The organism is Streptomyces sp. NPDC044063 (genome assembly GCF_056434285.1).
The window spans coordinates 255,367-275,132 of the sequence record NZ_JBWKFM010000002.1 but is presented as its reverse complement, the minus strand read 5'-3'; the positions used below and the strand labels follow the sequence as shown (position 1 = coordinate 275,132).

At 75.4% G+C, this 19,766-nt stretch carries 17 protein-coding genes; 11 read left to right on the top strand and 6 right to left on the bottom strand.

Annotated features, from left to right (window positions below; all coding sequences use genetic code 11):
* Nucleotides 1–30: 30 nt before the first annotated feature.
* The gene (locus AC07BS_RS04820) at nucleotides 31–786 is read left to right on the top strand and encodes a bestrophin-like domain (protein ID WP_478639824.1); all 756 of its coding nucleotides are present in this window, start codon (nucleotides 31–33) and stop codon (nucleotides 784–786) included.
* On the opposite strand, the gene AC07BS_RS04815 is transcribed toward AC07BS_RS04820, so the two are convergent.
* Both AC07BS_RS04815 and AC07BS_RS04810 read right to left on the bottom strand, forming a co-directional pair.
* On the bottom strand, nucleotides 764–1,324 hold the full coding sequence (locus tag AC07BS_RS04815) for a cytochrome P450 (protein WP_478930230.1): 561 nt from the start codon (nucleotides 1,322–1,324) through the stop codon (nucleotides 764–766). The genes AC07BS_RS04820 and AC07BS_RS04815 overlap by 23 nt on opposite strands.
* Nucleotides 1,308–2,060: a cytochrome P450 family protein gene (locus AC07BS_RS04810; protein ID WP_478930228.1), complete on the bottom strand. Its 753-nt coding sequence runs from the start codon at nucleotides 2,058–2,060 to the stop codon at nucleotides 1,308–1,310. The genes AC07BS_RS04815 and AC07BS_RS04810 overlap by 17 nt, the downstream gene beginning before the upstream one ends.
* Nucleotides 2,061–2,297: 237 nt before the next feature.
* On the opposite strand from AC07BS_RS04810, the gene egtA reads away from it, so the two are divergent.
* The 6 genes from egtA (at nucleotide 2,298) to AC07BS_RS04780 (ending at nucleotide 8,299) form a co-directional block, all read left to right on the top strand.
* Nucleotides 2,298–3,575 (top strand): ergothioneine biosynthesis glutamate--cysteine ligase EgtA, encoded by a 1,278-nt coding sequence (gene egtA, locus AC07BS_RS04805; RefSeq protein ID WP_478639827.1) that lies wholly within the window; start codon nucleotides 2,298–2,300, stop codon nucleotides 3,573–3,575.
* Nucleotides 3,572–4,900 carry an ergothioneine biosynthesis protein EgtB gene (egtB, locus tag AC07BS_RS04800; RefSeq protein ID WP_478930226.1) on the top strand — a complete coding sequence of 443 codons (1,329 nt, stop codon included), beginning with the start codon at nucleotides 3,572–3,574 and terminating at the stop codon, nucleotides 4,898–4,900. The genes egtA and egtB overlap by 4 nt, the downstream gene beginning before the upstream one ends.
* On the top strand, nucleotides 4,900–5,790 hold the full coding sequence (gene egtC / locus AC07BS_RS04795; RefSeq protein ID WP_478930224.1) for an ergothioneine biosynthesis protein EgtC: 891 nt from the start codon (nucleotides 4,900–4,902) through the stop codon (nucleotides 5,788–5,790). The genes egtB and egtC overlap by 1 nt, the downstream gene beginning before the upstream one ends.
* Complete coding sequence (egtD, locus tag AC07BS_RS04790) at nucleotides 5,787–6,773, top strand: L-histidine N(alpha)-methyltransferase (RefSeq protein WP_478639831.1); 987 nt, start codon at nucleotides 5,787–5,789, stop codon at nucleotides 6,771–6,773. The genes egtC and egtD overlap by 4 nt, the downstream gene beginning before the upstream one ends.
* 36 nt (nucleotides 6,774–6,809) lie before the next feature.
* On the top strand, nucleotides 6,810–7,274 hold the full coding sequence (locus AC07BS_RS04785) for a universal stress protein (RefSeq protein WP_478930339.1): 465 nt from the start codon (nucleotides 6,810–6,812) through the stop codon (nucleotides 7,272–7,274).
* A 293-nt stretch (nucleotides 7,275–7,567) separates the two neighbouring features.
* On the top strand, nucleotides 7,568–8,299 hold the full coding sequence (locus AC07BS_RS04780; protein WP_478930221.1) for a (2Fe-2S)-binding protein: 732 nt from the start codon (nucleotides 7,568–7,570) through the stop codon (nucleotides 8,297–8,299).
* Here the strand turns inward: AC07BS_RS04780 and AC07BS_RS04775 are convergent.
* Nucleotides 8,233–8,964 (bottom strand): PAS domain-containing protein, encoded by a 732-nt coding sequence (locus AC07BS_RS04775; RefSeq protein ID WP_478639835.1) that lies wholly within the window; start codon nucleotides 8,962–8,964, stop codon nucleotides 8,233–8,235. The two genes, AC07BS_RS04780 and AC07BS_RS04775, sit on opposite strands and share 67 nt — an antisense overlap.
* Nucleotides 8,965–9,088: 124 nt before the next feature.
* Between AC07BS_RS04775 and AC07BS_RS04770 the strand changes: the two genes are divergently transcribed.
* Nucleotides 9,089–12,370 (top strand): cytochrome P450, encoded by a 3,282-nt coding sequence (locus AC07BS_RS04770; protein ID WP_478930219.1) that lies wholly within the window; start codon nucleotides 9,089–9,091, stop codon nucleotides 12,368–12,370.
* Between the two features lie 113 nt (nucleotides 12,371–12,483).
* On the top strand, nucleotides 12,484–13,527 hold the full coding sequence (locus AC07BS_RS04765; protein WP_478930217.1) for a phosphatidylinositol-specific phospholipase C domain-containing protein: 1,044 nt from the start codon (nucleotides 12,484–12,486) through the stop codon (nucleotides 13,525–13,527).
* A 9-nt stretch (nucleotides 13,528–13,536) separates the two neighbouring features.
* Here the strand turns inward: AC07BS_RS04765 and AC07BS_RS04760 are convergent, their stop codons facing one another.
* Nucleotides 13,537–14,853, bottom strand: coding sequence for a tetratricopeptide repeat protein (locus AC07BS_RS04760; RefSeq protein WP_478930337.1), 1,317 nt, complete (start codon nucleotides 14,851–14,853; stop codon nucleotides 13,537–13,539).
* Nucleotides 14,854–14,967: 114 nt separating this feature from the next.
* On the opposite strand from AC07BS_RS04760, the gene AC07BS_RS04755 reads away from it, so the two are divergent.
* A complete protein-coding gene (locus AC07BS_RS04755) occupies nucleotides 14,968–15,321 on the top strand; it encodes a hypothetical protein (RefSeq protein ID WP_478930215.1) in 354 nt (117 codons plus the stop codon).
* 34 nt (nucleotides 15,322–15,355) lie between these two features.
* On the opposite strand, the gene AC07BS_RS04750 is transcribed toward AC07BS_RS04755, so the two are convergent.
* Both AC07BS_RS04750 and AC07BS_RS04745 read right to left on the bottom strand, forming a co-directional pair.
* Nucleotides 15,356–16,474: a sensor histidine kinase gene (locus AC07BS_RS04750; protein WP_478930213.1), complete on the bottom strand. Its 1,119-nt coding sequence runs from the start codon at nucleotides 16,472–16,474 to the stop codon at nucleotides 15,356–15,358.
* A complete protein-coding gene (locus AC07BS_RS04745; RefSeq protein ID WP_478930211.1) occupies nucleotides 16,467–17,186 on the bottom strand; it encodes a response regulator transcription factor in 720 nt (239 codons plus the stop codon). The genes AC07BS_RS04750 and AC07BS_RS04745 overlap by 8 nt, the downstream gene beginning before the upstream one ends.
* A gap of 136 nt (nucleotides 17,187–17,322) precedes the next feature.
* Between AC07BS_RS04745 and AC07BS_RS04740 the strand changes: the two genes are divergently transcribed.
* Nucleotides 17,323–19,731: an excinuclease ABC subunit UvrA gene (locus tag AC07BS_RS04740; RefSeq protein ID WP_478930209.1), complete on the top strand. Its 2,409-nt coding sequence runs from the start codon at nucleotides 17,323–17,325 to the stop codon at nucleotides 19,729–19,731.
* The last annotated feature ends 35 nt before the right edge of the window (nucleotides 19,732–19,766 follow it).

Genomic DNA, 19,766 nt, shown 5'->3' with positions numbered 1-19,766 from the left:
TACCACCGTCGCCCGAACCCGGAGGTTCCCTTGTCCGAGTGGCTGGTTCTGGCCATCGCCATGGCCGCCGCCTGTGCCGTCGTCCTGACCATCACCGTGCTCAGGGAGCGCAGGCTGAGCGATGACGACGACCCCAGCGAGACGCCCGACGTCATCGAGTACATGACGATGATGGTCGGCGTCGTCTACGCCATCGTGCTGGGGCTGGCCATCGCCGGTGTGTGGGAGGCCCGCAACAGCGCGCAGGACACCGTCCGGGCGGAGGCGCAGGCGCTGCACGAGGTCGACGAGCGGGTACGGGTCTACGCGCCCGAGGCCCGGGACGGCATCCGCAAGGACGTCGACGCCTACGTCACCTATGTGGTGGACAAGGAGTGGCGCACGATGCTGGAGGACGGCGAGCTCACCGACCAGGGCGCGAAGCTGCTGGAGAAGGTGCGCGACGACGTCACCTCGTACAAGCCGCGGGACGACTTCGAGAGCCAGTCCTACCAGCCGCTCCTGGACCAGGTGGGCGCCGCCGACGCGGCGCGGAACGCGCGAGGGCAGGCCGCCGGGCCGACCATGCCGGGCGTGGTGTGGTTCGGCCTGATCGGCGGAGCACTGGTGTGCGTGGGGCTGATCTTCACACTGCAGATCAGGCGGTCGCCGCGCGAGCTGCTGATGGCGGGCGTCTACAGCGCGCTGATCTCCTTCCTGCTCTTCCTCATCTGGGACTTCAACTCGCCGTTCGGGCACTCCGTGGCGGAGGGGGCGGGGCCGTTCATGGACCTGTTCTCCATCTGACGGGCAGGTGGGTGAGCCCGTTCTGGAAGTTGGACGTGAGCCGGACCGGTTCGCCCGCGAGTTCCAGGCCGGGCAGCCGGTCCAGGGTCGCGCGCAGCATCGCGCGCATCTGGGTGCGCGCGAGGTGGGCGCCCAGGCAGAAGTGCGGTCCGAAGCCGAAACTGACGTGGTCGTTGGGGGCGCGGGTCACGTCGAAGCGGTCCGGGTCGGGGAAGACGCGCTCGTCGCGGTTGGCGGACGCGTGGTAGACGACGACCTTCTCGCCGCGCCGGATCCGCTGCCCGCCGAGCTCGGTGTCGCGGGTGGCGGTGCGCCGGAAGTGCACCACCGGTGACCAGTACCGCAGCATCTCCTCGACCGCCGAGGGGACGAGTTCCGGCCGGGTGCGGAGGAGTTCGTGCTGGTCGGGGTGGACGAGGAGGGTCAGCAGACCGCCGGGGACGCCGTTGCGCAGCGTCTCGTTCCCGGCCACCGCGAAGAGGAAGAACATGTTCTCGAACTCGTCGCGGGTCAGCCCTCCTTCACGCATCCGGGCCATGACGCTCCCCGGGCGCGGCCGGTCCGCGAGGGCGTGGGCGTAGGCGAACATGTCGGCGAGCGCCTCCCGGGACCGCGGGTTGACCGCGGAGCCGTCGGGCCGTGGCGCGCGTCCGGCGCCGGGCGAGTGCCGCGCGGCCCATGGCGGTGAGCCCGGCCGGATCGGCGGTGTCCGACGCCGCGTGCTCGGGGTCCTGGTAGCCGATGACGCGGTTCGACCAGTCGACCAGCAGCCGCCGGTCCCGCTCCGGGACGCCCATGACGTGCGCGAGCGTCCACACGGGCAGGTCGGCGGCGAGCTCCGCGTAGTCCGCCGCCCCGCGCGCCGCGACGGACCCGACGAGGGCGCGGGCCCGGTCCTCGATCACGGCCTCCAGCTCCCGCACGGCGCGCGGGGTGAAGGCCGCGGCCACGATGCGGCGCAGCCGGGCGTGGTCCGGCGGGTCCTGGTTGAGCAGCATGGCCCGGACGAAGGCCAGGTCACGCGGGGTGTCCGGGTCGCGGAGCTGGGTGGCGCCCAGGTGGGAGGAGAAGACCTCCGGGGTGCGCAGGACGTGTTTGACGTCGGCGTGCCGGAGGACGGCCCAGTAGCCGGGGCCGGCGGGCCACGGGCCGACGGCCGGTTCCGGGACGCGGCAGACGGGGCTGCGGTCGCGCAGCTCGCGGAAGAGGCCGTGGGGCACGCCGTGGGCGTAGGTGGCGGGGTCGAACACGGCGGTGGTGTCGTGTGCGGTCACCCGCCGGACGGTACGGGCTCCTCTGGCGGGCCCGTCAAGGCCTGGCCACAATGGGGGCGTGGCCGAACGTACCGCTCCGGGCACGGTCCGTGTCGACTTGTGGTCCGCGGGCGAATTCCGGTCGGCGCGCCCGGCCCGCGCGGGAGCCCGGATGACCGGTTCGGGGCCCGGATCCGCAACCCTCCGACTGGCGGCGGTGTTTTGGGGGTACGGAGCAACGGACGGGAGGTAGCGAGCGTGACCGAATGCTTTGCTGACGAAGAGGGCCTCACCAGGCCCGTCGGCGAATCCGAAGCCGACGCGTACGTCCGGGGCATCTGTTTCAAAACGGGGCCGCCCCGCCTGCTGGGTGCCGAGCTGGAATGGCTCGTCCACGACGCGCACGACCCGACACGACCCGTCGCCCCGCACCGCCTGGCGGCCGCCGCCGACCAGGTGGGACGGCTTCCGCTGCGGTCGCTGTTCACGGTCGAGCCCGGTGGCCAGCTGGAGTTCAGCTCCCAGCCCGCGGAGTCCCTCACCGCGTGCGTCGAGGATCTCTCCGCGGACCTCGCGCGGGCCCGCGCGGCCCTCCGCGAGCTGGACCTGGTCCTCGCGGGGTACGGCAAGGAGCCGTGGTGCGAGCCCCCGCGCGTACGGACCGGCTCCCGCTACAACGCCATGGAGATCTACTACGACCGGATCAACGGCGCCGGGCGCAATGTCATGTGCCGTACCGCGTCGGTGCAGGTCTGCGTGGACGCGGGAGAGGAGGACCCCGGGCCGCAGTGGTACCGGCGGCGCTGGCGGCTGGCCCACCAGCTGGGCGCGGTGCTGTGCGCCGCGTTCGCCAACTCCCCGCTGCACCTGGGCCGTCCCAGCGGCTGGCGCTCCAGCCGGCAGGCGTGCTACGCGCGTATGGACCCCGGCCGCACCCTGGCCCCGGCGGGCGAGGACCCCAGGGCCGCCTGGGCCGCGTACGCCCTCGACGCCCATGTGATGTTCGTACGGCACGAGGACGAGCCCTGGGCCGTCCAGCGGGGGCTGGCCCTGCGGCAGTGGACCCGCACGGGGCTGCCCCGCCCGGTCACCACCGACGACGTGGCCTACCACCTGACCACGTTGTTCCCACCGATAAGGCCGCGGGGCCACCTCGAGCTGCGCATGATCGACGCGCAGCCGGGGGACGACGGCTGGATCGTGCCGCTCGCCGTGACCGCCGCGCTCTTCGACGACCCCGTGGCGGCGGAGACCGCCCTGCTGGCCGTCAAGGGCCTGGCGGACGCGCCGGACACCTCGCCACCACCACGCAACTCCCTGTGGCGCAGGGCCGCCCGGCACGGCATGTCCGATCCCGAGCTCCACGCCGCCGCCGTGGTCTGCTTCGCGGCGGCCCGCGAGGCCCTGCCCCGGCTGGGCGCGCGGACGGCCGTCCTGGACGCCGTCGGCGAGTTCACCGCCCGGTACGTCGACCGCGGCCGCTGCCCCGCGGACGACCTGCTCGACCTGGCCGCGCGCGGGGAGGTCCCGGCATGAACGCCGCCCCCGCGCCCGGCACCGGCGGGCCGCGGGAGCGCGCCGCGAGCGCCCTCATGGGCGCTCGCGAGCGCACCCGCCTGCTCACCGGCTGCGTCGGCGACCCCGAGCTGACCGCCCAGCACTCGCCGCTGATGTCCCCCCTGGTGTGGGATCTCGCGCACATCGGCAACCAGGAGGAGCAGTGGCTGCTCCGCGCGGTGGCCGGGCGGGAGCCGCTGCGCCCCGACATCGACTCCGTCTACGACGCCTTCGAGCATCCGCGCGCCGAGCGCCCCTCCCTGCCGCTGCTGTCCCCGCGGGAGGCGCGGGGGTACGTGGCCGACGTCCGGGAGCGGGTCCTGGACGTCCTGGACGGCGCACCGCTGTCCGGCGGGCCGCTGGTGGAGTCGTGCTTCGCCTTCGGCATGATCGCCCAGCACGAGCAGCAGCACGACGAGACCATGCTGATCACCCACCAGCTGCGCCGGGGCCCGGCGGCCCTCACCGCTCCCGAGCCGCCGCCCGCGACGCCCGACGCCGCCCTGCTGCCGGCGGAGGTGCTCGTCGAGGGCGGGCCCTTCACGATGGGCACGTCCACCGAGCCCTGGGCGTTGGACAACGAACGCCCCGCCCATACCCGCATCGTGCCGTCGTTCTTCATCGACACCCTTCCCGTGAGCAACGGCGCCTACCTGCGCTTCATCGAGGACGGCGGCTACACCGACCCGCGCTGGTGGCATCCGGAGGGCTGGGAGCAGGTGCGCCGGCACTCCCTGGCGGCGCCGCTGTTCTGGCGGCGCGAGGGCGGCGCCTGGACGCGGCGGCGGTTCGGCGTCGTCGAGCCGGTGCCTCCCGACGAGCCGGTGCTGCACGTCGGCTGGTACGAGGCCGCCGCGTACGCGGCCTGGGCCGGCCGGCGGCTGCCCTCCGAGGAGGAGTGGGAGAAGGCCGCCCGCCACGACCCGGTCTCCGGCCGCTCGCTGCGCTATCCGTGGGGCGACGTGGACCCGGCCCCCGAGCACGCCAACCTCGGCCAGCGGCACCTGCGCCCGGCGCCCGTCGGCGCCTATCCGCGCGGCGCCTCCCCGCTGGGCGTGCGGCAGCTCATCGGGGACGTGTGGGAGTGGACGTCCAGCGACTTCCTGCCGTATCCCGGCTTCCGGGCCTTCCCCTACCACGAGTACTCCGAGGTGTTCTTCGGCGACGGGCACAAGGTCCTGCGCGGCGGGTCCTTCGCCGTGGACCCGGTGGCCTGCCGGGGAACGTTCCGCAACTGGGACCTGCCCGTCCGGCGGCAGATCTTCGCCGGTTTCCGTACCGCCCGTGACGCGGAACCCTCCTGATGTGCCGTCATATCGCGGTCCTGGGGCCCGACGCCCCGCTCGCCGAGACACTGGTGGAGCCCCCGCACTCCCTCGTGCACCAGTCCTGGGCGCCGCGCAGCATGGCCAGCGGCACGGTCAACGCGGACGGCTTCGGCGTCGGCTGGTACGCGCCGGGCGACCCGCTGCCCGCGCGCTACCGCCGGGCCGGCCCCATCTGGGGGGACGAGTCGTTCGCCGACATCGCCCGGGTCGTCAGGACCCGGGCGCTGCTCGCGGCCGTCCGGGACGCCACCGTCGCCGGCGCGGACGCGGAGGCGGCGGCGGCCCCGTTCGCCGGCGGCCCCTGGCTGTTCAGCCACAACGGCGCGGTGGCCGGCTGGCCGGGCACGGCGGCGCCGCTGGTCCCGCTGCTGCCGCCCGAGGCGCTGCTGCGGCTGACGGCCCGCAGCGACTCCGCGTTCGTCTGGGCGCTGGTGGAGCGGCGGCTGCTGGCCGGTGAGGGGCCGGGCCCGGCCCTGGCCGGGGCGGTGACGACGCTGGCCCGGGCCGCGCCGGGCTCCCGGCTGAACCTGCTGCTGACCGACGGCGTCACCATCGCCGCCACGGCCTGGGGCGACTCCCTGTGGTATCTGGCGGGCGGCGCCCACGGCCGTACGGTCGTGGCGTCCGAGCCGTACGACGACGACCCCCGCTGGGCCGAGGTGCCCGGCCGCAGTCTGGTGACGGCCGGCCGGGAAGGCGTCGAGGTCGTCCCGCTGCGGCCGCCGCACCCGCCGCCCGAGGACCGTCCGCCGCGCCGGCCCGCGGATCCGCCGCGCCCGTCGCGTCCGCCGCGCCCTCCGTCTCCCCCGCTTCCCCCGCTTCCCCCGCTTCCCCCGGATTTCCCGCGCAAGGAGCCCGTTCAGTGAGTTCGTTCGTCCTCACCCGCACCCTCCCCCTCGACTCCACGGCCGCCGCCCTGCGCGCGGACGTCTCCGAGGGGCTCACCCGCTCGCCCAAGGTGCTCCCGCCGAAGTGGTTCTACGACGCGCGGGGCAGCGAACTGTTCGACGAGATCACCCTGCTGCCGGAGTACTACCCGACCCGGGCCGAGCGCGAGATCCTGCTCGCCCGCTCGGGCGAGATCGCCGCGGCCACCGGCGCCCGCACCCTGGTGGAGCTGGGCTCGGGCTCGTCGGACAAGACCCGTCATCTGATCGACGCCCTGTCCGGCCTGGAGTGCTACGTCCCGGTCGACGTCAGCGAGAGCGCCCTGCGGGGCGCCGCCGAAACGCTTCTCTCCGAGCATCCGGCGCTGACCGTGCACGCCCTGGTCGCCGACTTCCAGTACGGTCTCGTCCTGCCGCGCGACGTACCGGGGCCGCGCCTGCTGGCGTTCCTCGGCGGCACGATCGGCAATCTCCTCCCGCCCGAGCGGGCCACGTTCCTGGCCGGCCTGCGCTCCCGGCTCTCCCCCGGCGACGCGCTCCTGCTCGGCACGGACCTGGTCAAGGACGAGAGCGTGCTGGTGCCGGCCTACGACGACGCGGCAGGCGTGACCGCCGCGTTCAACAAGAACGTCCTGGCCGTCATCAACCGCGAGCTGGGCGCCGACTTCGACCCCGGCGACTTCGACCACGTGGCCGTGTGGGACGCCCGGCGGGAGTGGATCGAGATGCGGCTGCGGGCCCGTACGTCCGTGGTCGCCAAGATCCAGGCCCTGGACCTGGCGGTGAACTTCGAGCCGGGCGAGGAGCTGCGGACCGAGGTGTCCGCGAAGTTCCGCCAGGAGGGCGTCCGCCGGGAGCTGGCCGCCGCCGGGCTGGAGCTCACCCACTGGTGGACGGACGCGGCCGGCCGCTTCGCCCTGTCCCTGTCGGTGCCGGAGCCGCACCCGCTGCACGCCGGCTGACCGTACGCGTCCTACCCTCACGATGTGAACGAGGAGATGCGTGGCGGCGGCCTGCCGACCGGCTTCGAGCGCGGCACCGACGGCCCCAAGGTGATCGTCGTCGGTGTCGACGGCTCGGACACGTCCTGGCGGGCCGCCGCCTACGCGGCGGGCCTGGCCCGCCGTCAGAACGCCCTGCTCGCGGTCGTCCACGTCCAGCCGGTGCTGGCCGGCAGCGTGGCACTGGGCGCCCCGGTGGCGGAGATGACCGAGGAGGTGGCCGAGGAGCTGCTGGCCGAGATCCGCGACGCCGCCGAACAGCTGCGCGGCGTCTTCGAGATGCGCTGGCAGTTCCACACCTTCCGCGGCGACCCGTACGCGGGCCTGGTCCGCGCGGCCGACGAACTGAAGGCCGACGCCGTGATCGTCGGCGCCTCCGAGCAGGCGGGTCACCGCATCATCGGCTCGGTCGCGGTCCGCCTGGTGAAGGCGGGCCGCTGGCCGGTGACGGTGGTGCCGTAGCCCCTCCGGGGCGGCCCTATGTCTCGCGGGATGCCGGCACCGCGCGGGGCGGGGGGCGCCGTACCGGCCGTGCCCGGCGGCAGGAGCGCTCCCCCGAGCGCGTTCGGCGACCTGCTCCGCGAGGTGCGCTTCGCCGGCCGCCGGCTGCCGGCTGCCCGCGACGGTCGCCGTCGTCGACGCCCGCCCCGGGACGAGACCGCCCCCGCACGGCGTCGCGGCCCCCGCCTATCCTTGACCCGAGCGGCCCGCAGCCACGTCACCGGGGCCGGACGACGGAAGGACCCGCCCGCCCCATGCTCCTTCAGGCCCTCGCCGAGGTCGGCCCGTTCTTCGCGCTGCGCGCCGGCGACGCCCCCGGTGACATCCCCGACGGTGCCGGGGAGTACCTCCCGCTCGGGCCGGAGGCCGTACGGCTGCGCGTCTCGACCGTGGGCGGGCGGCTGGGGACGGCGGACCGGCGGGTGGCGGCCTCGATCGCGTTCCAGGGCATCGCCGGACGGCTGCTGTCCATCGGCCTCGGGTCGGCCGTGCTCACCGGGTGGGTGCCCGACCTGACGGCCGCCGGGGGCCTCCGCTGGCACCCGGACCGCACCGCGCCCGACGACCTCTGGCTGCCCGCGGAGCCGGTGGTGGCACCGCCGGCCGCCGCCGGGCCCGAGGAGCAGGCCGCGCGGATCGCGGACGAGGTCCTGCACGGCCTCCTCGTACCGCTGCACACGGCCACCCGCGCGGTCGTGCCCGTCTCCGCCCGTCTGCTGTGGGGCAACGCCGGCTCCTCCCTCGCCGGTTCGCTGCGCGTCCTCCACGCCTGGTGCCGGGAGCGGGGGCGCCCCGGGGACGCCGGGAACGCGCTCGCCGTGGCCCGGGCGCTCTTCGAGGACCCGCTGCTGCGCGACACCGGGACGCTGACCGAGGGCCCCGGCGGCGTCTCCTTCGCGCGCTCCACCTGCTGCCTGTACTACCGGGTGCCCTCCGGCGGGCTCTGCGGCGACTGCGTGCTGCGGCACGCGCCGCGCTCCCGCTGAGGAGCGCCGGGCGCGGGCCGGGCGGGTGGCTGCGAAGAGCCGGCGGGCGCGGGCGGCCACTCCCCCGGCGTCAGCACCCCCAGGACGTACGCCTTCGCCACCAGCGCCGTGCGGTTGGGCACGCGCCAGCGCCGGGTGAGACGCGTGAGGTGGTAGTTCACCCCGTCGACGGTCAGCCCGACCGCCTTGCCGATGGCCGCCGTCGTCGCCCCCGCCGCCGCCAGCGCCAGGATCGTGCCCTCCACCTCGCTGACCTCCGCCACCGGTGCCGGCGACGGCGCCTCGGCCCGTACCCGTAGGACGGCCAGCAGCAGGGGGTACTCCAGCGAGGCGTCGCCCACCGGGTCCACCAGCAGCTCGCCCGCCCGCTCGGCCCCGTCCTCGCCCGCCTGCCAGCGGACGTCGATGGTGTAGCGGGAGCGGCGGCCCAGCCGCAGCGCCTCGGTGAGCCGGCCGATCTGGGCGGCGGCGCTGTGGCTGGGGCGGAGGAGTTCCAGCAGGTTGCGGCCGCGCACCCGGCCCGGGACCGTGCCCCACTCCGCCGCCATGGCCGGGTTGGCCACCGTCACCACGCCCTCCGCCGTGCAGACCGCCACGGGAATGGGCAGCCGGTCGAGCAGCATCAGGAAGTAGTTGCGCCACGCGAAGTACTCGTCGCGGTCCACGGTGCCCGGCCCCCTCGCTCGTACAGTGCCCGGCCCGCGCGCAAGACCGACGCGCCGCGCGCCACTGCACAATCATGCAGTGACCGCCCCCGGCGGCCCGGTCCGGGGCGGCGACGCTGGACGCATGACCCACGCGACCCAGGACAAGGTGGCGGCCGTTCCGCTCGTGGACGTCTCGGCCGTCGGCGCCACCGACACCCCCCTCCAGCAGGCGATGCGCCTGGCCCGGCGGCACGGGCCGGTCTTCAGGCGGCGGCTGCACGGCACCGACCGGCTCTTCGTGACCTCGCTCGACCTCGTCACCGAGCTCTCCGACGAGGAGCGCTTCACCAAGCACGTCGGCGCGGCGCTGGAGAACGTCCGCGAGTTCACCGCCGACGGGCTCTTCACCGCCTACAACCACGAGCCCAACTGGGCCCGGGCGCACGACATCCTGATGCCCGCCTTCGCCCTCGGCTCGATGCGCGCCTACCACCCCGCCATGCTCACCGTCGCCCGCCGCGTCATCACGGCCTGGGACGCCCGTCTGGCCCGGGGCGCGGCCGTCGACGTGGCCGAGGACATGACGCGGATGACGCTGGACACCATCGGCCTCGCCGGGTTCGGCTACGACTTCGAGTCGTTCACCCGCGGCGACGAGCCCCACCCCTTCGTCGCCGCCATGGTCCGCTGCCTGGACTGGAGCATGAACAAGCTCGGCCGCGACCCCGACGCCGACCACACCGCCACCGACGCCGCCTTCCGCGCCGACGCCGCCTTCCTCGCGACCGTCGTCGACGACGTCATCGGCGCCCGCACCGCCTCCGGCGACACCCGCACCGACGACCTCCTCGGGCTGATGCTGGGTGCCCCGCACCCGTCCGACGGCGCGACCCTCGACGCCGCCAACATCCGCAACCAGGTCATCACCTTCCTCATCGCCGGCCACGAGACCACCTCCGGCGCCCTCTCCTTCGCCCTCCACCACCTGCTGAAGGATCCCGTCGCCCTGCGCCTCGCCCAGCGCGAGACCGACGAGCTGTGGGGCGACACGGCCGACCCCGAGCCGACGTTCGAGGACGTCGGGCGGCTCCGCTGGATCCGCCAGGTCCTCAACGAGGCGCTGCGCCTGTGGCCCACGGCGGCGGCCTTCGCCCGCGAGGCGCGCGAGGACACCCTGCTCGGCGGGCGGTACCCGCTGCGCGCCGGCGAGGGCGTCACCGTCCTCACCCCGCTCCTCCACCGCGACCCGGTCTGGGGCGACAACCCCGAGCTCTTCGACCCCACGCGCTTCGCCCCCGAGGCGGAGGCGGCCCGCTCCCCGCACGCGTACAAGCCCTTCGGCACCGGTGAGCGCGCCTGCATCGGACGGCAGTTCGCCCTGCACGAGGCCACCATGCTCCTCGGGCTGCTCGTCCACCGCTACCGCTTCATCGACAACGCCGGCTACCGGCTGCGCGTCAAGGAGACCCTCACCCTCAAGCCCGACGGCTTCACCCTCACCCTGGCCCGCCGCACGGCGGCCGACCGCCTCGCCGCCCGCGCGGCGCTGCCCGGCTCCGTACGCCCGTACGGCCGGCCGGGGGCGGATTCCGGGGTGGCGGGTGCCGGGGCGGCGGGTGGAGGGCCCGGCACGGACGCCGCCGGGCCGGTGCTGCCCGCCCGCGCCCGCCGGGGCACCGGGCTCCTCATCCTGCACGGCTCCAACTACGGCACCTGCCGCGACCTGGCCCACGCCCTCGCCGGCCGGGCCGCCCGGCTCGGCTTCGAGCCCTCCGTCGCGCCGCTGGACGAGCACGCGGCCGGGCTGCCGGCCGGCGCGCCCGTCGTCGTGGTCGCCGCCTCGTACAACGGCCGCCCCACCGACGACGCGGCCCGCTTCGCCCGGTGGACCGAGCACGCGGCCCCCGGCGCGGCCGACGGCGTCCACTACGCCGTCCTCGGCGTCGGCGACCGCAACTGGGCCGCCACCTACCAGCGGGTCCCCACCCTCCTCGACGAGCGGCTCACCGCCCTCGGCGGCACCCGGCTGCTGCCCCGCGCCGAGGCCGACGCCTCCGGCGACCTCACCGGCGCCGTCGACGACTTCACCCACGCGCTGTGCCGGACGCTGCTGGAGCGCTACGGCGACCCGGCCACCGCCGGCGCGGCGACCGGGCCGGGCGGTACGGCCGGGGGCGGCACCGGCCCCGACGACGAGGGCCCCGCCCACACCGTCACCGTGCTCACCGGCGACGACCCGTTCGCCGCCCTGGCCGCGCGCCACGGCATGACGCCCATGACGGTCACCGAGGCCCACGAGCTCACCGACCCGGCCCACCCGCGCACCAAGCGCTTCCTCCGGCTCGCCCTGCCGGACGGGACCGGCTACCGCACCGCCGACCACCTGACCGTCCTGCCCGTCAACGAGCCCGCCCTCGTGGAGCGCGCGGCCCGGCTCTTCGGGGCCGACCCCGGCACCCTCCTGGCCGTCGTCCCCCGCCGCGACGGGCGCGGGGCCCTGCCTGTCGACCGGCCCCTGACCGTACGCGACCTCCTCGCCCACCACCTGGAACTCCAACAGCGCCCCACCGCCCGGCAGCTGCGGGCCCTCGCCGACCGCAACCCCTGCCCGCCCGAGCAGGCCGCCCTGCGGGCCGTGGACGCCGACGACCCGCGCACGACCCTGGACCTCGTCGAGGACCACCCCGCCCTGCGCGGCGTCCTGGGCCCCGCCGACCTCCTGGAGCTCCTGCCGCCGCTGCGGCCCCGGCACTACTCCATCTCCTCCTCCCCGGCCCGCGACCCGCACCACGTCGACCTGATGGTCTCCCTCCTGGACGCGCCCGCCCGCTCCGGCCGCGGCCGCCACCGGGGCACCGGCTCGCACCACCTCGCCCGGCTGCGGCCCGGCGACACCGTGCTCGCCCGCGTACAGCCGTGCCGCGAGGACTTCCGCGTCACCGGGCACGACCGCACGCCCGTCGTGATGGTCGCCGCCGGTACGGGCCTCGCCCCCTTCCGCGGCACCGTCGCCGACCGCGTCGAGCTCGCCGCCGCCGGTACGGAACTCGCCCCCGCCCTGCTCTACTTCGGTTGCGACGCCCCCGACGCCGACTTCCTCCACTCCGCCGAACTCCACGCGGCCCAGGAGGCGGGCGCGGTCTCGCTGCGGCCGGCGTTCAGCTCCGGCGGCGGCACCGGCGGCCCCGGCCCGTTCGTCCAGCACCGCATGGCCGCCGAGGGCGACGAGCTGTGGGACCTGCTCGAACGCGGGGCGCGCGTCCACGTCTGCGGTGACGGCAGCCGCATGGCGCCCGGCGTCCGGGCCGCCCTGCGCGACCTGTACGCCCGCCGCACCGGCGGCGACGCGCGGGCGGCCGACACCTGGCTGCGCGAGCTGACCGACGCCGGCCGCTACATCGAGGACGTGTACGCGGCGGGCTGACGCGGCGGGCTGAGCCGGCGCCCGGGCCCCTGCCGCTCCATCACTCCGTCAACTCCCGTAACCTGCTCCTCGTTCATCACAGCAGTAACGGGGAGCGGGGAGCGGTGGGGGCCATGCGCACAGCCATACGGAGAAGAACGACGACGGCGATCGCGGCGGCGGTCGCCGCGCTGGCCGTCCCGGCGGCCACTCCCGCCGGAGCCGAGCCCTCCCCGTCGTACGCCGCCACGACCTCGGTCGGCGTCCACAACGCCTACGAGCGGGCCAAGTACCCCTACCTCGCCGACGCCCTCGACTCCGGCGCCGGCCTCCTCGAACTCGACGTCTGGACCAACGGCTTCGGCGGGCGCGCGTTCCGCGTCTCCCACGCCAAGCCGCTGAGCAACGAGAACAACTGCGAGGGCGCCACCTCGCCGGCCCGGCTGCGCACCGGCACCCGCGACCAGCCACTCTCCGGCTGCCTCGCCGACATCCGCGCCTGGCACGACGCCCACCCCGGCCACCGGCCGATCCTCCTCAAGGTCGAGATGAAGGACGGCTTCAACGCCGACAGCGGCCGCGGCCCCGCCGAACTCGACGCCCTGCTCACCGCGAAGCTCGGCGACGCCCTCTACCGCCCCGCCGACCTCAAGGGCGGCCACGCCACCCTCGACGAGGCGGTACGCGCCGGCGGCTGGCCGAGCCGGTCCGCGCTGGCCGGCAAGTTCGTCGTCGAGCTCATCCCCGGCACGGTGGAGGAGAAGAACCCGGCCGACCGGCTGTGGACCGACCGCGAGTACGCCACCCACCTCCGCGACCTCGCCGCCGCCGGGCACCTGAGCAAGGCCGCCGCCTTCCCCGCCGTCCACGGCGCCGTCCCCGGCGACCCGCGCACCCGCTACGCCGACGCGTCGATCCGCCCCTGGTTCGTCCTCTTCGACGGCGACGCCGCCACGTACGCCAAGGGCGGCATCGACACCGCCTGGTACGACGACCGCCACTACCTCGTCGTCATGACGGACGCCCACAAGGTCGCGCCCGCCATCGACATCACCCACCCGACGGAACCCCAGGCCCGCGACCGCCTCACCCTGATGGCCCGCACCCACGCCAGCTTCGCGACGGCCGACTGGTACCCGCTGCCGGGGGTGTTGTCGACGGTGGTGCGGCGGGGGTGACGGGGAGGGTCAGGCCCGGGCGCGCTCGTAGAGGTGACGGGCGGTGGGGTTCCCGAGGTGGGGACGGAGGCGCCTGAGCATGTCCGCCATCCGCTCGTCGCACTGCGCCGACTGGACCTGCGGATAGATCTCCAGCGCCTTGCCCCAGGTGTCGCACGCCGCCTCCAGGTGGCCGACCTCGCACTGCCGCTCGGCGAGCATCGACAGATAGCGCACCCGGCTCCTCCAGTGCAGGTGGTAGCGCAGCCGGTCGGACTCCTCCAGCGCCTCGATCGAGCCCCGGACGTCCCCGAGCTCGTAGCGGACCTGACCGACGTGGTACGTCAGCGACGAGGGGTTGTAGGAGGCGAAGGTCGTCGCCCGGGACTCGGCCTTCTCCATCGCGACCTCGGCCTCCTTGAGGTACATGAGCGCGGCCGCGCGTTCCCCGGTCCGCGCGGCCGCGTGCGCCTGCTGCCCGGCCAGGAACGCCCGCATCCGCGGACCGGCCTGCGGGGACGCGGCGGATGCCGCGTCCGCCAGCCGCATGGCCTCCGGCCCGTGCCCGAGGTCGACGGCCTGGACGCTCATGCCCCGCAGTGTCGTGCAGTACGTCAGGTGGTCCTCGGAGGCACCGGCGAGGTGCAGGGCCTTGAGGTAGTAGCGCTGCGCCAGCCCGTGGAGTCCCTCGTCGACCGCCATGTACCCGGTGAGGTAACAGAGATCCGACGCCGCCGACATCATCGCCTTTCGGACGGCCTCCGGCGCGTCGGCCCGTAGGTACGGGGCGACGGTGTTGACGAGGAAGGCGGCGGCCATGGGGCGGGCGTGGCGGCCGCCGAACTGGTCGTCGAGTTCCGACACCCGTTCGGTCATGGCGACGACCATGTCGACCTCGGGCATCCCGATGCGCACGGTGCGCCCCGTCTGCACGGCCTCCATCCGCCCGACGACGTCGGGCCAGCCGGGCACGGTCAGCGCGACGGAGAAGAGGCTGTACCCCAGCACGCTGCGCCGGGAGGGGTCCATGTCGGTACGACCGAGATCGACCAGGGACTCCACCGTGCCCGGGGCGGCCGGCGCCGCCTGCTCCGGAGGGGGGAATCCGGCCTCCGCGTGCGTCACCGGGCGCCGGAGGCACCGTGACAGTGCTTCGAGGATCAGCGGCCGGACCTCCGCTTTCGGCAGGTGCCCCTTGAGCCACTGGTGGACCGACGGCTCGCGGTAGCGCAACGGCGTCCCGCGCTCCGTGCCCAGCCGGTTGACCTCGCGCGCGAACCGGCCCAGCGTCCACGTGGTCTCGCGGTACAGGCGCTCCAGCCCGGTGTTCGGCTCCCGGTTCCCCACAGCCATCAACTCCTCGCCCCTGGGCGACGTTTAAAGGTCTTAAACCGCGCCACCGCTCCTCACCGTACCGCCGACCGGCGTCGCACGGTTGCCTGGAGCGAAGGAGAGATCACCGTGAGCGACGTGGAGCGAGAGGTGGGCGTGATGACGTATCGGATCGGTGCGTTCGTCGTGGACAAGCGTGACGGCAGGCTCGGCCAGGTGATGGACCGTGAGGGCCCGTACGTGCAGCTGCGGCCGCCGCGAGGCGGGCGGGAGTGGGACTGCCCGCCGGGCGCGCTACGGTTGGCCCGGGCCGAGGAACTGCTGCCCGTGGCCTTCGGCCCGTCGGCGCCGGGCGCGGCGCGGTGTGCGGAATGCGCGGAGATCAAGCGGCAGCGCGCGGAGGCCGAGCGGCGGAACGACGCCCCGCTGATGCGTGCCGCCGCCACCCGGATGGGCGTCCACCTGCGCGAGGCGCACGCGTGAGGGGGCCGGGGCCGACGGAGCCTCCGGGCATGGGTCAGGAGTGCTCCGGCGCCGGTGGCAGCGTGACCTCGAAGCGGCAGCCGCCCGGGACGTTGTGGGCCGTCACCTCGCCGCGGTGGGCGTCGACCACGCCGCGGACGATCGCCAGGCCCAGGCCGGCGCCGCCCGGTGGGGTGCGGGCCGGGGAGCCGCGCCAGCCGGTGTCGAAGACGCGGGGGAGGTCCTCCTCCGGGATGCCGCCGCAGCCGTCCGTCACGGACATCACGACCGCGTCCGGCTCCCGGCGGACGGCCACCGTGACCGTGCCGCCGGTGGGCGTGTGGCGGACGGCGTTGGCCAGGAGGTTGTCCAGGACGCGTGCCATCTCCCGGCAGTCGGCCTCGACGGCGGCCTCGATCGTCGTCGTGGCGGTCAGCCGGACGCCGCCGTTCTCGGCCAGGGCCGTGGCGCCCGCGAGGGCGTCGGCCACCAGGTCGGCCGCGGAGATCCGGGCCGGGCGCAGTCGTAGTGCCCCGGCGTGGATGCGGGAGAGTTCGAAGAGGTCACCGACCATGGCGTCCATCCGCGTCACCTCCGCGCGCATGCGGCGCAGGTAGCGGCCGGGGTCCTCGGCGACGCCGTCCTCCAGGGCCTCCGCCATGGCCCGCAGGCCGGCCAGCGGGGTGCGCAGGTCGTGGGAGATCCAGGCGACCAGTTCGCGGCGGGAGGCGTCGAGGGCGCGTTCGCGTTCCCGGGAGGCGGCGAGCCGTTCGCCGGCGGCCGTCAGTTCGCGGCCGAGCCGGGCCAGTTCCGCCGTGGCCCCGCCGGCCGGGGCGGCGAAGTCCCCGTCCTCGCCGAAGGAGCGGGCGGCGCGGGTGAGGGCCTCGCTGCGGGCCACCACCCAGCGGCCGAGCAGCAGGGCCGTGGCCAGGGAGACGACCGCGGCCATGGCGCAGACGGTCGTCACGACCGTCAGGTCGTGCGGGGACAGGAACATCGCCCGGGCGACCGCCAGCGTCCCGGTCAGCATCGCGATCACCGGTACCGCGGCCACCACGGCGAGCGGGACCGCGACCGACCGGTGGCGCAGCGCCCGCAGCGCGCCGGCCCCCAGCAGCCCCGCGGCGACCGCGCCGAGCAACGCGTAGAGGGCGATGAGCAGCACGTCACGCATGGTCCGCCGCCTCGCCGGCGGGCGGCGCGGCGAAGCGGTAGCCCACGCCCCACACGGTCTGGATCAGGCGCGGCCGGGCCGGGTCGTCCTCGACCTTGCCGCGCAGCCGGCGGACGTGCACGGTCACCGTGGACACGTCGCCGAACTCCCAGCCCCACACCTCGCGCATCAGTTCCTCCCGGGAGCGGGCCCGGCCCGGGTGGCGCAGCAGGAAGGCCAGCAGGTCGAACTCGCGGAGGGTGAGGGCGAGTTCCGCGCCGTCCTTGGTGGCACGCCGGGCGACGGGGTCGAGCTCGATGCCGGCGGCGCGCAGCGGCGGCGTGGCCGCCGGTTCCGCGGCCGCCGCCCGGACGCGGCGCAGTACGGCCTCGACGCGCAGCACGAGCTCGCGCGGCGAGAACGGCTTGGTGACGTAGTCGTCGGCGCCGACCTCCAGGCCGAGGATGCGGTCCTCCGCGTCGCCGCGCGCCGTCAGCATGATCACGGGGAGCCGGTCGTGGGTGCGGCGCAGCCGGCGGCAGACCTCCAGGCCGTCCATGCCGCCGGGGAGCATGAGGTCGAGGACGACGAGGTCGGGGCGGGCCGCGGCGGCCTCGGCGAGGGCGGCGGGCCCGTCCTCGGTGCGGGTGACGGTGTGGCCGGCGCGGGTCAGATAGCCGGCGACGACTTCGGCGACGGTGGGGTCGTCGTCGACGACGAGGATGTGGTGCATGCCGCAAGCCTCGCAGCCGGCCGGGCCCGGGGCACACCGCGGGGGGCGCGCCCCGGCACAGGGGCGTGGCGGCGGCCGGGGCGCGTACCACGACGCACGCCCGTGCCCCGGCCTCCGTCTGCATAGGATCGAGCGCATGCACGACCCCTATGTCCGCGTACGCCGGGCGACGACGCACAATCTCAAGGCCGTCGACACCGACATCCCCCGCGACGCCCTCGTCGTCTTCACGGGCGTGTCCGGCTCCGGCAAGAGCTCGCTCGCCTTCGGCACCATCTACGCGGAGGCGCAGCGGCGCTACTTCGAGTCCGTGGCCCCGTACGCGCGCCGGCTGATCCACCAGGCCACCGCGCCCGCCGTGGAGGAGATCAGCGGTCTGCCGCCGGCCGTGGCCCTGGAGCAGCGCCGGTCGGTGCCCGGCGCCCGGTCGTCCGTCGGCACCGTCACCACCCTGTCGAACTCGCTGCGCATGCTGTTCTCCCGCGCCGGCACCTACCCGGCGGGGGCGCCCCGGCTGGACTCCGACGCCTTCTCGCCCAACACCGCGGCCGGCGCCTGCCCCGAGTGCCACGGCCTGGGCGAGGTGCACGCGGTCACCGAGGAGTCGCTGGTCCCCGACCCGTCGTTGTCGATCCGCGAGGGCGCGATCGCCGCCTGGCCCGGTGCCTGGCAGGGCAAGAACCTCCGGGACATCCTGGACGCGCTCGGGTACGACGTCGACCGGCCGTGGCGCGAGCTGCCGCGGGAGGAGCGGGACTGGATCCTCTTCACCGACGAGCAGCCCGTCGTGACCGTCCACCCCGTACGGGAGGCGGAGCGCATCCAGCGGCCGTACAAGGGCACGTACATGAGCGCCCGCCGCTACGTCCTCCACACCTTCGCCGACTCGAAGAGCCCCGCGCTGCGGGCCCGGGCCGAGCGGCACCTGGTCAGCGGGCCCTGCCCGGGCTGCGACGGGCGGCGGCTGCGGGCCGAGGCGCTGGCCGTCACGTTCGCCGGGCGGACCGTCGCCGAGCTGACCGCGCTGCCGCTCACCGCGCTGGCCGCCGTACTACGGGCGGCCGCCGGTGACGACGGCGTGGCCGCCACCCTCGCGCACGACCTGCTCGCCCGCATCGAGGTCCTCACCGAACTCGGCCTGGGCTACCTCTCCGTGGACCGGCCCACCACCACCCTGTCCGCCGGTGAGCTGCAACGGCTCCGGCTGGCCACCCAGCTGCGCTCCGGGCTGTTCGGCGTGGTGTACGTGCTGGACGAGCCGTCCGCCGGGCTGCACCCGGCCGACACCGCCGCGCTGCTGAAGGTCCTGGACCGGCTGAAGGAGGCCGGCAACTCGCTGTTCGTGGTCGAGCACCACCTGGACGTCGTCCGCCGCGCCGACTGGATCGTGGACGTCGGTCCGGCGGCCGGGGAGCACGGCGGGCGCGTCCTCTACAGCGGTCCCGTCGAGGGGCTCGCGGAGGTGGCGGAGTCCGCGACCCGCCGTTTCGTCTTCCCGGGGGGTGCCGCCGGGGACGGCCCGCACGCCCGGGCGCCCCGCACGCCCCGCACGCCCTCCGGCACCCTGCGGCTGCGCGGCGTGACCCGGCACAACCTGCGCGACCTCGACGTGGACCTGCCCCTCGGTGTGTTCACGGCCGTCACGGGCGTGTCCGGCTCCGGCAAGTCCACCCTGGTCGGGCAGGTGCTCGCGGACGCCGTCGCCGCCCACCTGGACGGCGGCGGGGACGGCCCGTGGCGGGTGACGGGCCTGGAGGCCGTCGGCCGCCTGGTGCGCGTCGACCAGAAGCCGATCGGCCGGACGCCGCGCTCCAACCTCGCCACCTACACGGGCCTGTTCGACGCCGTGCGCAAGGTCTTCGCGGCCGCGGACGAGGCGCGCGCCCGCGGCTACGGCGCCGGCCGCTTCTCCTTCAACGTCCCGGGCGGACGCTGCGAGGTCTGCCAGGGCGAGGGGTTCGTCGCGGTCGAACTGCTCTTCCTGCCGGGCACGTACACGCCGTGCGCGGACTGCCGCGGCGCCCGCTACAACCCCGAGACGCTCCAGGTCACCCACCGGGGCGCGACCATCGCCGACGTCCTGGACATGACGGTGGACGCGGCCGCGGAGTTCCTCGCCGACGTGCCCGCCGCCCGGCGCGGCCTGCGCGCGCTGCGCGACGTCGGCCTGGGCTACCTGCGGCTCGGCCAGCCCGCCACCGAGCTGTCCGGCGGGGAGGCCCAGCGCATCAAGCTCGCCTCCGAGCTCCAGCGCACCCACCGCGGCCACACCCTCTACCTGCTGGACGAGCCCACGACCGGCCTCCACCCGGCCGACACCGAGGTGCTGCTGCGCCAGCTGCACGGGCTGGCCGACGCCGGCCACACCGTGGTCGTCGTCGAGCACGACATGACCGTGGTGGCCGGCGCGGACCATGTCCTCGACCTCGGGCCGGGCGGCGGGGCCGAGGGCGGCCGCGTCGTCGCCGAGGGCCCGCCGGCGGAGGTGGCGCGGTCGGCGGCGAGCGCCACCGCGCCCTATCTGGCCCGCGCCCTCGGAGGCTGACCACGCGGTCTGGACGGGTCCCGGCTCGCATGGTT

Excerpts from the sequence above, each read along its gene's own strand:
- AC07BS_RS04815 (WP_478930230.1), bottom strand. The coding sequence starts at position 1,324 with ATGGCCCGGATGCGTGAAGGAGGGCTGACCCGCGACGAGTTCGAGAAC.
- egtB (WP_478930226.1), top strand. The coding sequence starts at position 3,572 with ATGAACGCCGCCCCCGCGCCCGGCACCGGCGGGCCGCGGGAGCGCGCC.
- egtC (WP_478930224.1), top strand. The coding sequence starts at position 4,900 with ATGTGCCGTCATATCGCGGTCCTGGGGCCCGACGCCCCGCTCGCCGAG.
- AC07BS_RS04785 (WP_478930339.1), top strand. The coding sequence starts at position 6,810 with ATGCGTGGCGGCGGCCTGCCGACCGGCTTCGAGCGCGGCACCGACGGC.
- AC07BS_RS04780 (WP_478930221.1), top strand. The coding sequence starts at position 7,568 with ATGCTCCTTCAGGCCCTCGCCGAGGTCGGCCCGTTCTTCGCGCTGCGC.
- AC07BS_RS04770 (WP_478930219.1), top strand. The coding sequence starts at position 9,089 with ATGACCCACGCGACCCAGGACAAGGTGGCGGCCGTTCCGCTCGTGGAC.
- AC07BS_RS04765 (WP_478930217.1), top strand. The coding sequence starts at position 12,484 with ATGCGCACAGCCATACGGAGAAGAACGACGACGGCGATCGCGGCGGCG.
- AC07BS_RS04750 (WP_478930213.1), bottom strand. The coding sequence starts at position 16,474 with ATGCGTGACGTGCTGCTCATCGCCCTCTACGCGTTGCTCGGCGCGGTC.
- AC07BS_RS04745 (WP_478930211.1), bottom strand. The coding sequence starts at position 17,186 with ATGCACCACATCCTCGTCGTCGACGACGACCCCACCGTCGCCGAAGTC.
- AC07BS_RS04740 (WP_478930209.1), top strand. The coding sequence starts at position 17,323 with ATGCACGACCCCTATGTCCGCGTACGCCGGGCGACGACGCACAATCTC.